General features: G+C 53.8%; 13 protein-coding genes. 3 read left to right on the top strand and 10 right to left on the bottom strand.

Annotated elements, in window-relative coordinates; all coding sequences use genetic code 11:
* Nucleotides 1-13 precede the first annotated feature (13 nt).
* Entirely contained in the window at nt 14-1615 is a 1602-nt protein-coding gene (locus tag DEP07_RS02410) for an alkaline phosphatase family protein (protein ID WP_280648750.1), read from the top strand.
* Nucleotides 1616-1629: 14 nt separating this feature from the next.
* Here DEP07_RS02410 and DEP07_RS02405 read toward each other — a convergent pair whose 3' ends face one another.
* A complete protein-coding gene (locus DEP07_RS02405; protein ID WP_122963983.1) occupies nt 1630-2103 on the bottom strand; it encodes a DUF4188 domain-containing protein in 474 nt (157 codons plus the stop codon).
* 10 nt (nt 2104-2113) lie between these two features.
* On the bottom strand, nt 2114-2752 hold the full coding sequence (locus DEP07_RS02400; RefSeq protein WP_122963982.1) for a TetR/AcrR family transcriptional regulator: 639 nt from the start codon (nt 2750-2752) through the stop codon (nt 2114-2116).
* A gap of 179 nt (nt 2753-2931) precedes the next feature.
* Here DEP07_RS02400 and DEP07_RS02395 point away from each other — a divergent pair, with 179 nt between their 5' ends.
* Entirely contained in the window at nt 2932-4059 is a 1128-nt protein-coding gene (locus DEP07_RS02395; protein WP_122963981.1) for a glycosyltransferase family 1 protein, read from the top strand.
* 48 nt (nt 4060-4107) lie between these two features.
* Here the strand turns inward: DEP07_RS02395 and DEP07_RS02390 are convergent, their stop codons facing one another.
* Nucleotides 4108-4851, bottom strand: coding sequence for an IclR family transcriptional regulator (locus DEP07_RS02390; RefSeq protein ID WP_122963980.1), 744 nt, complete (start codon nt 4849-4851; stop codon nt 4108-4110).
* A gap of 186 nt (nt 4852-5037) precedes the next feature.
* On the opposite strand from DEP07_RS02390, the gene DEP07_RS02385 reads away from it, so the two are divergent.
* Complete coding sequence (locus tag DEP07_RS02385; RefSeq protein ID WP_229049719.1) at nt 5038-5823, top strand: YheC/YheD family protein; 786 nt, start codon at nt 5038-5040, stop codon at nt 5821-5823.
* 170 nt (nt 5824-5993) lie between these two features.
* On the opposite strand, the gene DEP07_RS02380 is transcribed toward DEP07_RS02385, so the two are convergent.
* The 7 genes from DEP07_RS02380 to DEP07_RS02350 form a co-directional block, all read right to left on the bottom strand.
* Nucleotides 5994-6818, bottom strand: coding sequence for an aldo/keto reductase (locus tag DEP07_RS02380; protein ID WP_122963978.1), 825 nt, complete (start codon nt 6816-6818; stop codon nt 5994-5996).
* Nucleotides 6819-6926: 108 nt separating this feature from the next.
* Nucleotides 6927-7565, bottom strand: coding sequence for a pyridoxamine 5'-phosphate oxidase family protein (locus DEP07_RS02375; RefSeq protein WP_173596885.1), 639 nt, complete (start codon nt 7563-7565; stop codon nt 6927-6929).
* 87 nt (nt 7566-7652) lie between these two features.
* Nucleotides 7653-8597, bottom strand: coding sequence for a GntR family transcriptional regulator (locus tag DEP07_RS02370; protein WP_229049720.1), 945 nt, complete (start codon nt 8595-8597; stop codon nt 7653-7655).
* Nucleotides 8598-8730: 133 nt separating this feature from the next.
* Nucleotides 8731-9258, bottom strand: coding sequence for a phage tail protein (locus tag DEP07_RS02365; RefSeq protein ID WP_122963975.1), 528 nt, complete (start codon nt 9256-9258; stop codon nt 8731-8733).
* Between the two features lie 16 nt (nt 9259-9274).
* A complete protein-coding gene (locus DEP07_RS02360; protein ID WP_173596883.1) occupies nt 9275-9772 on the bottom strand; it encodes a phage tail protein in 498 nt (165 codons plus the stop codon).
* Nucleotides 9773-9803: 31 nt separating this feature from the next.
* Complete coding sequence (locus DEP07_RS02355) at nt 9804-10316, bottom strand: phage tail protein (protein ID WP_122963973.1); 513 nt, start codon at nt 10314-10316, stop codon at nt 9804-9806.
* Nucleotides 10317-10423: 107 nt separating this feature from the next.
* Nucleotides 10424-15403, bottom strand: coding sequence for an Ig-like domain-containing protein (locus tag DEP07_RS02350; protein ID WP_173599124.1), 4980 nt, complete (start codon nt 15401-15403; stop codon nt 10424-10426).
* Between the last annotated feature and the right edge of the window lie 139 nt (nt 15404-15542).

Genomic DNA, 15542 nt, shown 5'->3' with positions numbered 1-15542 from the left:
TTGGATTGAACCCATGAAGTCACGATGGACCTGCGCCATTCTTGCCTTTTTGCTGCTCAGCCTGCCCCTTTTCGGCTGCAAGGCTGGTGAACCATTTCAGCTCCAGGAGAAAAAGGGGCCAGCCCCGCTTTCTGACGACGGCTCGGTTCAGGCGCATAAGCCAGTCGTGGTCATCCTGATCGATTCGTTAATGGACAAGCCCCTGCAAGAAGCCATCCGCCAAGGCCGCGCTCCTGCCCTGGCTTTTTTGCAGGCAAAAGGACACTACTTCCCGCGCATCGTCAGTTCTTTTCCCACGATGTCTGTCACCATCGACAGCACGCTGCTCACAGGAAGCTACGCCGATCGCCACCACATCCCCGGACTTTCCTGGTACAGCGAAGCGGAAAACCGGATGATTTACTACGGATACGGCCCGAAAGAAGCGCTGAAAATCGACCAGCCGCAAGTGCTGCTCGATGCCATTCAGCAATTGAACCAAACCCAGTTGAGCAAAGACACAAAAACGATCCACGAAGAACTCGCGGACCTGGGCAAAGACTCTGCTTCCATCAATGCGATTGTCTGGCGCGGAAAAACAGCCCATACCTTGAAAATCCCCCATCTGATCGAGGTGGCCGCTCAACTTCCCGGCGAGCTTTCGGTTACGGGACCGACATTCATGTCCTACGCCGCCTTTGCCCAACTCGATCCGAATCAAAAGCGGCACACGCGAATCTGGCGCAAATACGGCATGAACGATGAGTTCTCTGCGCAGGAAACCGCCTTTTTGATCGATCATAGCCGACTGCCTCCGCTGACCATTGCCTACTTGCCGGAAAATGACGCAGAGGTACACAAAAAGGGGCCAGCGACGATAGACGGGATTGAAAATGCGGACAAGGCGCTGCAAAGTCTGCTTGATACTTTTGGATCGTGGGACCAGGCGGTCGAGGAAGTGCGTTGGATCGTCATGGGAGACAGCGCACAAAGCGCGGTAAAAGCGGATCGGCAAGCCGCTATTATCGACCTGCGCAGCTTGCTCGCGCCTTTTCTCATCCCCCCGATCAGCCGTCCTCCGCAAGCGAATGACCAGGTCGTCATCGCCGCCAATGAACGGATGGCGTATGTGTACGCCCTTGATCCAAAACTCTCCCTCTCTGCGCTCGTCACTCAGCTTCAGCGCGAGCCGAGGCTCGATATCATCGCGCGCAAAGAAGGATCGTCCATCGTCGTCTCCGCTGGCGGAAGCGATGGCAAACGCCGGGTGGCGTACAAGCCAGGCGGGCCTTTTCAAGATGAGTACGGGCAGTCGTGGAGCTTGCAGGGTGACGCGAGCGTGCTCGATATCAAGCGGGCAAAAAAGCGCATCACGTACGGAAAATACCCCGATGTGCTTGCCAGGCTGAACGGTGCCTTGAACTCCCATCCTGGGCGCTACGTGGTTGTCACCGCCCAGCCTGGCTACGAGCTGGCGACAGAAAGCTCTCCTGCCCATCTGGGAGGTGCTGCACACGGCTCGCTGCATGAAGTCGATTCACTCGTCCCGCTCTTGGTCACCGGGACGGACAGCCGACCGAAAACGAACCGCATCGTCGATCTCAAAGAATGGCTGCTTCGTCTCGTAAACGAATAGGCTTGCCGACGCGCTTATTCTTTGTTGATTCGCTGCCGGGCTGATTCCCGCTTGCCTGTGGCGGGAACCAGCTCTCCCACTTCTCCCAGGCCAAAAGCAGGCATATTGACGTACACGCACTCGTAGTTCCCTGCTTCCACCAGATACGTCTCGTGATAAATCCCTACCGAGCCATCCGTCCCTACCGCCTGATTGAATTTTCGCCACGCTGTCAGGTGAAGGGGCGCATGCCGCGCATACTTTTCCAAATGCTCAAACGACCGCCAATATTGAATCTGCGTAATCGTCCGCATGTTGACGCTGGAGCGGCTGCCCAAAAACCCGAGTTCGGGATTTTGATACAGTTCCTGCATCATCCCGCCCATCGCCTTCGCCACCGGAACCCATTTGTGCACAGCCAGCAGCTGGTTGATTCGCATACCGATAATGAACACCACATAAGACCCATCCACTTTTGCCGTATACCGCCCTGGCATTACGTTTGCCATCTGCAATCCCCTACCTTGTCAACGTTTTGAGATGAAGCTCATAGTAAGCCATGAAATCATCAGAATGAAACAAATGCGCCGACAAATACGCTCCGTAAAACATCGAGAATAACAAAACGACTGCCTCTTCGTTGCTGACATGAGCAACCAACTGTCCGTCTTCGCGCGCTTCCTGCACACACTGCTCAAAAATCTGGTGCATGTTCTTGCCGCCGATTTCAGCTCGCTGCGCCGCTTCGACATCGGGGAACAGCAAGGACAGTTCCGCCTCCGACAGTGCCGGAACGCACGGATGCATCTTTTGCTCGGCGAGAAAGCTGATCAGGCTGAGCATGATTCCAGGCTGCTTTTCCGCATATTCCGCTACCATGGAAAAAGCGTGGCGCACGGCGGCAAAGCCTCGCTTCCCGTTGTCTGCCAGCTCTTTGTAACACCGCACCTGCCAAATGCTCATAAAATAAATCAGCAGCTCTTCTTTTTGCGGGAAAAATTTGAAAAAGGTCACCTTGGAGACTTCTGCCTGCGCGCATATGTCATCCACAAGCACGCTGCGGAATGTGCCTTCGTTGATCAGCGCAAGCGCTGCCTCCAGCAAGGCGAGCTTCGTCTTCGCTTTCTTTTTCTCACGCAACGAAATCGTTTCAGCCATTGTTTCCTTCCCTTCCAGTTACACCCAAGACTAGGATAGCACTTAAGTTAACTTTAGTAAAGTTTTATATTAGAGTAAACAAAACTCAAAATCGCTTGCTGATTTCTCCTCCCCCAGTAGCCAATGGCCCAAAAACCCATACGATAGGGAAAGAGCCTTGTTGAAGGAGAGAATCCCCCGTGAGAATTTGTTTTTCCTGCAATCTCATCGAGTTCAAGCCAAAGGGGAACGTCCTGCAATTTTTTATTTTGCTGCGCTCCCTCGACCGCAAAGTGGCGAAGCTTGGGGCAAACGAACGCAAGCGGTACGTGCTCGACTGCGTCCTCCCCTTTCAGTTTCGCAACGGGATGGGCGGCTTTACGTTTGAACACGTCCGCTTTTACAAATCCGACCAGCTCGTCGACGACCTCATTGCCCGCGACCAAAAGCACAACTACGACTTTTTGTTTATCCGCGGCCGCAACGAAGCGTTTCATCTGGTGGAAAAAAAGCCGTCCCTCGGCAAAAAGCTGCTGTATTTGGCCGTCCAGTACAACTTGCGCGATCCGTACATCATGGGCAGGCTGGATCACATCTTTCAGCATTCCCGCGTCGTTTTTTTCCAGACCGAGCCGAATGCCGAGCGCTATCGCCGCTACCAGTTAAGCAAAGCCAAATACGCGGAAAAGGAACTGAACCGCAAAATCCAGGTGCTGCCCCAGTTTGTCGAGCATCAGGAAGACGGGGCGCTCATCCGTCAGCCGGGAGATCCGCTGCACCTGATCTGGGCAGGCGTCATCCGACCACGCTATGGACTTGCTGTAGCCACCAAAGCGATCCGCCTGATCCGCAAATCGGTTCCGCAGGCGAAGCTGCGCGTCCTTTACCCGTCCATCGTCGGGAGCTATCAAAAGAAAGCGCGGCTTCTGCTGCGCACGCCCGGAGTAGCCGACCACGGGCAAAAATCGATGTGGGCGACGAAAAAAATGATCGTCCAGAGCGGGATCGGCATTGCGCTGCTCTACGACAACACTCCGGACCAAAACCCGTCCCACTCCTACTTGTCGCGGATCATCGAATGCATGGCGCTCGGCGTACCCGTGCTGACGACCCGGACGATCGGCAATCTCGCTCTGCTCGGAGAAGCGTATCCCCTTTTCGTGCAAGATGCCCACGACATCGCTTTTCATTACGAAAAGCTGCGCAACCCGGCCTATTACGCGGACATGAGCGCGTACGTGCGGTCGCGCGGGGAGCGCTTTCTCGCCGACAACGCCGTCCAGTCTTTCTGGCGCGTCCTGCAAACGGAATTTAGCTACCGCAAATAGCCAAAAGCCAACACGCTCCTTGAGCAGAAGCTGTGTTGGCTTTTGGCGTTATTTCATCATTTTTCCCATGCGATAGGCTGCTTCCATAATGTACGGCGCGTACTGGCTCATTTTTTCCGGTGTCAGACGATTGGACGGGCCAGAAGCCGCAATCGATGCGACAAGCTGCCCGTTGCGGTTGAAGATCGGAACCGCGACCGCCGCTGTCCCAAGCTCCCGTTCCTCCACACTGGTGGCAAATCCTTGTCTTCTGATCTGGTCGAGCTGCTCGATGTACGCTTCCTGATTCACGAAGTCGGGCCAGTTCGGATCGTTCAAGACTTGCTCCAGCACATACGGATCGGCATAAGCCACCAACACCTTGCTGGACGCTCCCACAGCCAGTGGCATGCGCGCCCCGATCGGAGCGACCCGGCGAATCGGTTGTCTGCTCTGCACAGCCTGAATACGTATCCGCTCGTTTCCATCCCGCACATACAGGCTGATTGTTTCTTCGACCAAATCCCGCAATCTCTCCATCTCAGGCAAGAGAAGCGTAGCCGGATCATCGTTATGCGTCAAATTGGCCGAAAGCTCCCAGATTCGAAAGCCCAGCCGGTATTTCTCCGTCTGAACATCACGGATGAGAAAGCCCTTGTTCTCCAGCGTCGCCAGCAGACGATGCACGGTGCTTTTATGCAAGGAAAGGCGACTCGATATCTCACTAAGCCCAAGGTCTGTGGCGTCCGTAAAACAGAGCAGGATATCCAAAGCACGTTCGACAGAGCGAACGTTTGCTTTTTGTTCATCCATTGTTTCTTACCCCTTCTTCCTACTTGGTTCCGTTCGTTTCATCTGATGAAACAAATATGCTACTTTTCAGTATACAAAAATTAAAGGCATAGTAAAGAGCGAATCTTCGCCCTCCCCGCCATATCCTACCTATTTTTTGACAGCAAGGACATTCCCACAAGCGCTGAAACAAGCTGCACATACATTATGAAGAAGCAAAAGACGTTTCATATTTCGATTGGGGGAATGACCTCTTTGGGCAAAAAAAGCGAGTCCAAGCTTACCAAATACTACGTCTTGCGCGCAAGCTCCACCCTGTCCGGCGCATTGCCGCGCACGCGTCCCTTTTCCAAACGCGCCTTGTACGATTTCCTCGATCGCTACAGCAAAGTGATCGCCAAGCCAGCCGCAGGCAGCGGCGGAGCCGGAGTCATTCTCGTAACCGGACTGGGCCGCAGCAAATACCGCATCCAGCGCGGTGCCAAACGCAAGACCAAGCACAGCAAAAAATCGACCTACAAGTATTTGCGCAAAAAAATTAACAGCCGCTATCTCGTGCAGCGAGGCATCTCTTTGGCTCGCGTCAGCGGATCTTTGTTTGACGTCAGAGTCATGGTGCAGCGAAAAAGCGGTCAGCCGTGGGTCGTGACCGGAATGCTTGCCAAAGTGGCCGGACGCGGCTATATCATTACCAACATCAAGCGCAGCGGCGGCAAAGTGCTCCCGCTCTCCACAGCCCTCCACCGCTCGAACATTCGCGGCGCTTCTCCTGCTGCCGTCATCGCCCGCATGCGGCAGGTTGCTCTGCTCGCTGCCCAGCGTCTGTCCCGCTACTATACAAGTCAGCGCGTTTTCGGCCTGGACATGGGCGTCGATGCAAAAGGGCGGGTGTGGATCATTGAAGCAAACTTGCGTCCTGACATCTCTCTATTTTTGAAGCTCGCGGACAAAAGCATGTACAGAACGATCGTTGCCTATCGCAGGCGCAGATAAACCGGGCATAAGCTCCTGATCGGGACGAAATCGTCCGGCGGGGGCTTTGCCTTTTTTGAGCACGCCTTGCCTTGATCTTGTTCGACCAGGAAAAGGCAAAAGAAAAGGGGCACATCCCCTTCGTCTGCGCGAGACGTTCGGGACAGCCCCCTGCTATTATCACCGTGATTTTAGAAATCGAAGTTGTCCGGGTCTGGCCCAAAGCGCTTGTTCTCGTTCAACGCACTGATTTTGTCCACGTCTTCCGCGCTCAACGCAAAATCAAAGACGTCGGCATTTTGCTCAATCCGAGCAGGCGTGATCGATTTCGGGATTGTGACGACCCCGTTTTGCAAATCCCAACGAATGACGATTTGCGCAGGCGATTTGCCGTATTTTTGTCCCAGTTCCACCAGCAGCGGATGATCGAGGTTTCCTTGCATCAGCGGACTCCACGCCTCCAGCTGGATAGCGCAATCCTTGCAGTACGCATGCAGCTCCTTTTGCGTGAGCAGCGGATGGTATTCGACCTGGTTGACAACCGGCGTAATTTCGCTGTGCTTGCGCAGCTCCTCCAGATGGTGAATGTGGAAATTGCTCACGCCGATCGCGCGCACGTAGCCGTCCCGATACAGCTTTTCCAAGGCTTTCCACGTGTCCACGAACTTGTCTTTTACCGGCCAGTGGACCAGGTACAAATCAAGCGTGTCGAGCTTCAGCTTTTTCATGCTCACGTCAAAAGCTTTGAGCGTCGACTCATAGCCCTGATCCGCATTCCAAACCTTTGTCGTGATGAACAGTTGATCGCGATCGATTCCCGCCTGACGGATACCTTCTGCTACGCCTTCCTCGTTGCCGTAGACAGCTGCCGTGTCCACACTGCGGTAACCCGCCTCAATAGCCGAGCGGACTGCCACTGTTTCGTTGCCTTCCTTTGCTTTCCAGACACCCAGGCCCAACCAAGGCATTTCCACTCCGTTGTTCAAAACGGAACGATCCGTGATTTTTGTTGCCATCCGATCTCCTCCCGACTAACGCTGTTTATGTACTTACATTAAGAAAGTATATCACAGGTTGGTCGATCGGAAAACTTGTCTCATACAAGCTGGCAAAAAGCCCACCTTTTAGTACAACCGATTTTTATAGCTATCCTGCAATCCCTCAGCCACTTCTTTCGCCCCTAAACCGGGCAGCTTCACATGATCCGCGATCATTTTGGCGATATCCGGGGTCGTTCCAGCCTCAGGCCACGTGTCCGGCTTCCACAGCCCGGAGCGCATGAACGCCTTGGCGCAATGGGCGTAACATTCTTCCACTTGCACGCCGATTCCATGCGTCGGCACCTTGCCTTTGACCGCCATTTTCTCCAAAATATCCTGATCCTGGATGATGCACGCCCGACCGTTGATCCGCAGCGTTTCTTCCAAGGTCGGAATCAAAAAAATCAGGCCGATGTGCGGATTCACGAGGATGTTGGTGATCGAATCCATCCGCTTGTTGCCCGGGCGCTCCGGGATAACCAGATGGTGGTCGTCGACGATGTGCACGAAGCCTGGAGCATCGCCGCGCGGGGATGCGTCACAGTTTCCTTTTTCGTCGGCAGTCGAGATAATCAAAAAAGGCGACTGGGCTATATAATTGCGGCAATGGTCGTCCAGTTGGGTAATCACCTTGTTTTGCACCAGACGGCTCGGCTCTCCGAAAATTTCCCGCAATTGGGTTTCCGATGTGATTACTTCACGAAATATTCCGAATCCTGACATGATAGCACCTCTTTTTCCTTTTGTGGAAAAGCTCTCCCCTTCATCATACCATAACGATCGGCGGACAAGTCCGGGGATTTGCTTTGCTCACTGCCGGAAGCCTTCGACGAATTGCTGAATGTACTGCACCGACTGGACATTCAAGAAGCGATCTTCAATCAGCAGCGGCAAAAAACGCGCCTGCCTTTTCAAATAGGCACCGACGATGCTGGTGCAGACAATCAGCTCGGGCTTGGCCGCCAGCACTTCATCCAGGGATGAGGGGTACTCCATCGTGCCGACCAAAAGCTCCAGATGAGTCATCCCGGCATTCATAATCGACTGGCGGAAATTGTGCGCGCCCTCCCAGGTCGTGCCCCCGATTCCGACCAGGCTTCCGGGCGGCAATTGCTGAAGCTCGCGGATCGACTGGAGATTGGAATCCAGGAGGCAGCCGATGACGATCGGCACGTTGTCTCCTTCCAGACGATCCAGCCATTTTTGCACTTCTTCTATATGCAAAAACGTCGTGACGACGAGATCGTAGTAGCCGTTCACGATGCTTGTGGCAAACTGGTCCAAGTCTTTGATCAGGCATGGCTTCACCGTGTAGCCTGTCGCTTTTTCCAGCTCGACTGCGTACTCCTGCACTTGCACGACATTGCACTCGGCAAACAGGATCGCTGGCTTCGTCCTTTCCTCCCGCTTGAAGCTGGCCGGATGTCCCGGCTTTCCTGAAACGGGCGGTGAAACAGCGGCATCCTTCTGCTGCTCTCGCGAAGAAATGCCACTCGCAGCGGGCATTCCGCTTTTTCTCGGGAGCGGGTCCGCAACCACTGCTTCGCCATCGTTTCCAATCGTGACGTAGCCCTCTGCTTTCAGCGCCTCGTACGCCTTTTGCACGGTATCCTGATTCAGCCGCAAAAAGCCGGATAGCGCACGGACTGTTGGCAATGTTTCACGTGGCTGATAAATTCGTTGTTCCATCAAACTTTTTAGTTGCTCTTTCAATTGAACAGAGACAGAGATCGAGGATGAATCATGGACAGGCATCTGCATCAAATCACCCCAAGGAAACGGTATCGCAGTAATATTCTGTCATCTTACAATAGGTCAATCGGACAAAGCAAGTGCCAGATGCAGGGCAGCTTCGCATCTGGCACTTCTTTTTGAGATCAGGCTTTTGTTACGGCTTTTGTGGAAATTCGCCTTCCAGACAAATGATATAGTGAACACCCAAAAACGGCTGTCGATTGTTGTGCGGCATTCCTTCACCCGCAACTGAAATCGCGGCTTGGCTGAAAGGAGTCTGCTCCGAAGCGTTCGGCGCTCCATAGGCAAAGACACGTCCTCTGCCTTCCGTGTTCGCCCAGATCATCCCGTCCGGATTGTTCGTCGTCGGCTTTTCCGCTGCATTGGGAATGTGCGTATGCGCAGGCATCTCCTGAATCGTCAGTCCGACCTCGCTGCTCCCGCCCTGCTCGCCAATCGTGCGCGGCGTCAAATCCGGCGCTGCTCCATGGTGCATAGGTGCCGCCCCTTGCAAATTGGGCAGAGCAAAGGTGTTTATGCCATCTCCGCCAAATCTCGTGCCCAGGATGGCGTACAGAGCGGTATTCTGCCGAATTTGCATTAAGGCTCCATCGCAAAAAGCCCAGCCTCTTGGAGCGAACTTTCCTGTAAAAATGCGAATTTCCCCGTAATAGGCTTCCATTCGTTTTCCTCCTCTATCAATCGCGGCTCGGATATACTCCTTGGGTGGCAATGCAGTAATTGAACACCTGATACGGCTGCATGTTATAGTGCGGCTGGCCCCCGCCCGTTGTGAGCAGAGCATCCTGGCGCATCGTCGCATTAGGCTGGGCAGCAAATGCCTGATAATCCGTCTTGGCCCATACGTTCGCAACTGCTTTTTCCGTTACGCCCGTTGTGACAAGAGGCTTGGCCACGTGCTGATGCTGCGGCATTTCGCGAACCGTCAGAGCATGGACCTCCTCACCGCCAGCTTGTCCATACCCCACGCCATTTCCGACATGCACAGGCACTCTGCCCCGCAAATCCGGCAAGGCAAACGTCGTTTTTCCGTCCCCTCCGTAGGTTGTTCCGATAATGGAGTACAGCGCCTGATTTTGGTTGATCGGCAAAATCTGCCCATCGCACAGCGCCCATCCTCTCATCGGAAAAGGAAAAGCAAAGGCGCGAATTTCGCCGACATACGGTTCTGACATGATCGTCAACCTCCAGTGGTTAATAGTTTCCTTATGATTGCGGTGGATAATAGCCTTGCGTGGCAATAATGAAGCTGATTACGGTAAACGGCATCATGTTGGAATGCGGCTGGTTTCCGCCCTCAAATGTTACAGAGCCTGGGCTCATCTGGATTGCGGCGGGATTTTGCGAGAATTGCACGATTCGTTTTGCCCATACGTGCTGGCCCGGCTCGATTTCTGTGCCTTCTGCTGACGACACGTTGACCGTGTGGGTGTGGATCGGCAATTGGTTTGTCTGCAGGTGTACCGTCTCTGTTCCCCCTTTTGCCCCGATAGAAAAGGTTGTTTGCGTACGCGGATTTTTTCCCTGATGGACGGGAACCCGCCCACGCAAATCAGGAAGGCCAAACGTAGTCATGCCATCGCCGCCATAGGTCGTCCCAATCAGGTTGAACAATGCATCATTTTCCGCGATGCTGAGCAATTGACCGTTGCAAAAGGCCCAGCCTACTGGCGCAAATTCTCCGGCAAACATTCTGATTTCTCCCAAAATTGATTCCATCTTTGTCGCTGCCTCCTTGATTGCTTGTGGCGGATCAGAAAAAGCGCACATCCTATTGCGAAAGGGCCAGCTAAATCATCCAGCTGGCACCTCTCTCCTGTTGCTTGCTACTGCCTGACCTCTACTGTGATTTTGGCTGTCTTGCCTTTGTAGGTGACCGTAATCGCAGTTCTTCCGGCTTGTTTGGCGACCACATTTCCGTCGACTACTTCCGCAATCTCGGGGTCCTCGACCGCCCATTCCACTTCTTCTGCAATGAGATCTGTATAGCTTTTGCTGTATGTTCCGATCAAGGTAATCGGCTTTTCCTGACCTTCTTTCAGACGCACATACGAAGGAGCAGCCTCCAAGCGAACCGGGATTTTCTCGTCTACAACCATGAGGCGAACCCGGAATTTGCTCTTGTCCACTTTTCCGGAAATTACCGCGGTACCAGTCGCTTTGGCGATCAGCTTGCCTTCTTCTGTTACCTCCACGACTTCAGGATCGGAGGATATCCAGTTTGCCTGCTCGGTAATATCTTCGGTCTCGTCACCGTCCAGCATGACAAGCTCCAGCTGCCGCTCCTCGTCTACTTCCAGCACGCCTTCGCTGCGAGTCAGCAGCTTGATTCTGGCGTCTGTACCGCTTGCAATCGTAACGGGGATGTGCAGCTCTTGCCCTTCATACGAAACCGTGATTATGTCTTTGCCCGTTTTGCTGCCTGCCTGAATCTCGCCCGCTGTCACCGTGACAAGATCGTTTTCGGTGGAATACTCTACCGCTTCATCCGTGGTGATGTCGACCTTTTTAGCGCCATCCACTTTGAAGATTTGGAAGCTTTGCCGCTCTTTGGGCTTCAGGCGAAATGCTTTTTGTGATGCCTGCAAAACGTCAGAAACAGTTGCCTTGACGGTTACGTCCGCCGTTGCGGTATAGCCGCCGTCTGCCGTTGTGACGGTGATGCGCGCGGTACCAGGTGCTACGGCCACGATCTTGCCTTGCTCATTCACTTCCGCTACGGTACGATCGCTGCTCTCCCACTTGACCCGCTTGTCAGTCGCATTTTCCGGCTGAATCACGGCCTTCAGTTCGTGCGTCTCGCCAGCTTTTAGCACCAACTGGCGAACGTCCAGCTCCACACCCGTTACCTTGACCGCGCTTGGCGGCTGATAGACAGACAGTCTGATCTGCGCTTCCAGCTCGGTCGTGTTATGCGCTTCGTCGCGCAGTTGCAGCAGCACCTTTTTCATGCCATTGCCATACGCGAGCCGCCAAGACGTGCTTGCAGCGACCTGTTGCCAATCGCTCCAGCCCTCGTTTTCATTGGCAAAACGCATTTCTACCGTCCCTAGCGAGTCCGTGGCGGTTACATTTAGCGTCACGTAGACGGAGCTGGATGTTTGCGCGCCGCTGTTGATGGCAAACGTGCCTTGCGGAGCAGTCTTGTCAATCGTAAAGGCAATGCGTGTGACATGGCTCGCGGCATCCGTGACGACAAGCTCATGCTCTCCTTCACTGCTTACGGTCGTTCCGCTGGTAAACGGCTGACCGTCGAGGGTTGCCGTCCCTTCGTTGAACGTAATCTGCACATCGTCTTTGTAGCTTTTGCCGTTCTCCACGCCCGAAACGACAGGCGCTTCCATATCAAGCTCGATGTTGGCGGAGACGTCGGCTACATTGCCCGCCTTGTCACGAATCTGCATGTGGACGGTTTTTTGCCCGTCGTTAGCTGAAAGCATCCACGTCTGTGTCGGAACCGCATCGTTCCAAGCGCTCCATGCATTACTTTCGTTGGCGAAGCGAACCTGGACAGGTCCATTGGCATCAGTAGCGGTGACAGTCAGATTGACCGTTTGATCCTGCGTCACGCTGGCCCCTCCATTAATGCTGAGCGACCCTGACGGCAAGGTTGTGTCCAACGTAATTTCATCTTGCATGTTCGCGATGTAACCCGATTTGTGCAGCAATTTCACATAGACGGTTTTGACACCGTCACCGACTGGCAATTGCCACGCTTTTGTTAGTGCAAAAGGTTCTGGCACGCTCCAGGTAGTACCGTCCATCGAGAAAGACATGCTTGTGTCAGCTGCACTTTTGCTTGTTGTCACGTGCAAGGTCACGTCTCGCGAGGTGGTGAACGGCGCATCTTCATTGATCGAGAAGGCGCCAAACAGCGGCGTCTTGTCGATGGAGAAGACGACGGTCGTCTTGTTTCCGGCTTCGTCTGTCACGACAAGCGTGTAGTTTCCTTGCTCCGTGACAGTCGTGCCGCTCGCGAATGGCGCGCCGTTCAGCGTAGCTGTTCCTTCCGAGAAAGTAATCAGCCTGTCTGAGTTGTACACGCCCTCATCGTCAACGCCTGTTACGACAGGAGCAGTCGCATCGAGAGTAATTGACTTTTGCAGGTCAAGCACGTTGCCAGCACGATCGCGTATTTGCAAAAATACCGTCTTCGCGCCATCCCCGTCTGACAAAGTCCACGATTTTGTCTCCTGTACCGCTTCCCATCCAGACCAATCGCCGCTGCCTGTCGGAGAAAAGCGCATTTGCAACTGATCGTCGGCATCGGCGTATTGCAGCTTCAGTGCCACCTGCTTCGCGTTTGTCGCACTCGCGCCGTCATTGATCGTGAAGCTTCCGGTCGGAGCCGTCTGGTCGACGATGACGGTCGCTTCCAATGTTGCGGTATTCCCTGCTGCATCTGTTATGTTTGCCGTGACTCGCTTCTCTCCGTCTCCGGGAGCAAGCGTCCATGTCTTCGTGCTTGCGTACGGCTCTGGCAAACTCCAGTTGGCCCCGTCATTGGAATAGACAGTGGTCATGGAAGTCAAATCCGTCACGTTCAACTGCAAGCTGACTTGCGATTGATTCGTGTGAGTGTCGCCATTGCCGATCGTCATCGTTCCTTGCGGCTTCGTCTGATCCACGGTAAAAGACAGCGTTGTGACATTGCCCGCCTCGTCTGTGACTACAAGCGTGTAAGCCCCGTCTTGGGAGATCGTATCCCCGCCGCTGAAAGGCTGGCCGTTCAGCAAAGCTGTTCCTTCCGAAAACTGAACCGTAACAGCCTGCTTGGAAATCTGGTTCGCCGCAACTCCTGTCACGACTGGCGGAACCGTGTCCAGCAAAATGCTCGCTGATTTGCTCGTTTCATGCCCGGCCTGATCGCGGAATTTGGCGTAGACGGTTTTGGTGCCGTCGCCATTCGTGAGCGTCCAGGACATTTCCGGTTGCACCGGCTGCCAGCCGTCCGCGAACACGCCGTCAGTGTTGGACAGGCTCACTTCTACCGGCCCGTTAGCGTCTGTCGCTTCGAACAACAGCTTCACTGCTGCCGTGGAAGTCGCCGTATTGCCCGCATTCGTGCCTTTAATGGACATGGTGGCTACCGGAGGAACCGTATCCAGCATGATGCTGTCAGAATATTGCTGCTCATGCCCTTCGCCATCCTTGAGCTTCATGTACACGGTCTTGTTTCCGTCTCCAGCAGCCAGTTGCCAAGCTTTGGTGGCGGCAAGCTGCTCCCAAGTAGACCAAGTCGTTCCGTCATTGGAAAAGCTCATCTGGATTTGTCCACTTCCCGCGCCGTCTGTACCCGTGATCGTCAGTGCAACGTCCCGTGTCGTCGTGAACGTCTTGCCGTTTTCGATCACAAGCGTTCCGGTCGGAGGAGTTGTGTCCAGAAAAAAGCGAATGGTCGTCGTATTGCCGGCCATATCTGTCACGACCAATGTATGGTCGCCATCTGCCGTTACCGTTCCGCCGCCGACAAATACAGCGCCGTCCAATGTCGCTGTTCCTTCGTTGAATGTGATTGTCACTGCTTGCGAGTAGGAGCCGTTATTGCTCACTCCAGATACCACAGGAGGTGTCGTATCCAGCGTGATATTGGCGCTCGCGGAAATTTGGTTGTGAGCCTCGTCGCGCGCCTGCATATAGACGGTCTTCGCTCCGTCGCCCGCAGTCAGCGCCCAGTTATAGGAGGTAGCCGCACTGTAAGGCTTCCAGTCCTCCGTCCACTGATCGGACGCATTGGAAAAACGCACCTCTAACGGCTTGCCCGTATCGGGGTCGACAACGGTTGCCTGCAGATTAACCTGACTGGAACCGGTGGCCAGCATTCCGCCATTGATTTTCAGCTCGGCAGAGGTAGGCGGCTCCTGCACATCCTCGATTTGAATGGTAAAAGCTTTGGTGAATGAGCCTCCCGACGGATCGCTTACCTTGATCGAGACGGAATAGCTGCTTTTCGCTTCGTAGTCAAACGATTGCGTTGTGTACAAATTGTTGTCAACCAGCTTGAAGGCGCTTTGATCGCCCCCTGCGAGCTCGAAGGTCAAATTCCCTTGGTCTTCGCTGTCAGGGTCTGTCGCGCTCAATGTTCCGACCAGCGTGTTCGGTGGCAGATTTTCTTTTACGGATTGTTTGCTGAGTGAAATGTCTGTCGGTGGGGAGTTATCGACATACTTGATTTCGAGTCTGGGAAGCAAAGGTGAGTTGTTGGAAGCTTTGTCGTAAAAAAGGACTTGTACTTGCGCATTTGGGATAGGCGGAGCGGTTTGAGCACCCTTTAGCACAAAGCTCGCCACTTTGTCGTTCGATTGGAGCTTGATGTAATCAGTCACATCAAAAGACACCCAGCTGTCCTTTTGCAAACTCGAGCCGGACGCGGGAGCTTTTCCAAGGGCAGTGCCGGTAGCAGGCAAGGTCATGTCCAACTGCGACCAGGAGTCATTGTCCACTCCATACAGGTCGAGAAAAGGCTCGCCCCCTGTCCTGTCCACTTTGGTCAGGTAAAGCTTCAATTGGGCAGATTCGATCTTTCGGCCAAAGTCCACCTTGTCTGGCCCCAAATGAAACTTCATTGCAGCATTCGCAGGTCCAAAAGCAGCGTCATACCCGACAAATACACGATTGTTTCCTCCTAGGCCATCTGCTTCCCCGTACGGATACGCACCCATAGGATCTACAAAAAAATCTTCATCGACAACGATTTGAAACGGATCTTCTACCTTGGCTACGGCAACACGCTCAGGCAACACCATCGGCTGCACCAGCGAAAAAACCAACAACATGGACAACAGCCTTGAAAGCATCTTTTTCATATCGGCCTCTCCATTCCTCCTTTCGCAAATAGTAAAAATGGCTCATTCCCTCGTCTTCTGCTGACTTTCTTCCGTCATGGATAACCCAAGAAATGGCAAGTAAATTCTACCAAAATTTGCTTGAAAAAGAACCTTACTA

The organism is Brevibacillus sp., from assembly GCF_003521185.1.
In the GTDB taxonomy this organism is placed as follows: Bacteria; Bacillota; Bacilli; order Brevibacillales; family Brevibacillaceae; genus Brevibacillus; species Brevibacillus parabrevis.
The sequence above is the reverse complement of the archived record's forward strand: the minus strand, read 5'-3'. Positions and strand labels throughout refer to the sequence as shown.

Coding starts and splice junctions, on each gene's coding strand:
- DEP07_RS02390 (WP_122963980.1), bottom strand. CDS start 4,851: ATGGATGAACAAAAAGCAAACGTTCGCTCTGTCGAACGTGCTTTGGAT.
- DEP07_RS02380 (WP_122963978.1), bottom strand. CDS start 6,818: ATGGCAACAAAAATCACGGATCGTTCCGTTTTGAACAACGGAGTGGAA.
- DEP07_RS02370 (WP_229049720.1), bottom strand. CDS start 8,597: ATGCCTGTCCATGATTCATCCTCGATCTCTGTCTCTGTTCAATTGAAA.
- DEP07_RS02355 (WP_122963973.1), bottom strand. CDS start 10,316: ATGGAATCAATTTTGGGAGAAATCAGAATGTTTGCCGGAGAATTTGCG.
- DEP07_RS02410 (WP_280648750.1), top strand. CDS start 14: ATGAAGTCACGATGGACCTGCGCCATTCTTGCCTTTTTGCTGCTCAGC.
- DEP07_RS02350 (WP_173599124.1), bottom strand. CDS start 15,403: ATGAAAAAGATGCTTTCAAGGCTGTTGTCCATGTTGTTGGTTTTTTCG.
- DEP07_RS02365 (WP_122963975.1), bottom strand. CDS start 9,258: ATGGAAGCCTATTACGGGGAAATTCGCATTTTTACAGGAAAGTTCGCT.
- DEP07_RS02400 (WP_122963982.1), bottom strand. CDS start 2,752: ATGGCTGAAACGATTTCGTTGCGTGAGAAAAAGAAAGCGAAGACGAAG.
- DEP07_RS02360 (WP_173596883.1), bottom strand. CDS start 9,772: ATGTCAGAACCGTATGTCGGCGAAATTCGCGCCTTTGCTTTTCCTTTT.
- DEP07_RS02385 (WP_229049719.1), top strand. CDS start 5,038: ATGAAGAAGCAAAAGACGTTTCATATTTCGATTGGGGGAATGACCTCT.
- DEP07_RS02405 (WP_122963983.1), bottom strand. CDS start 2,103: ATGGCAAACGTAATGCCAGGGCGGTATACGGCAAAAGTGGATGGGTCT.
- DEP07_RS02375 (WP_173596885.1), bottom strand. CDS start 7,565: ATGTCAGGATTCGGAATATTTCGTGAAGTAATCACATCGGAAACCCAA.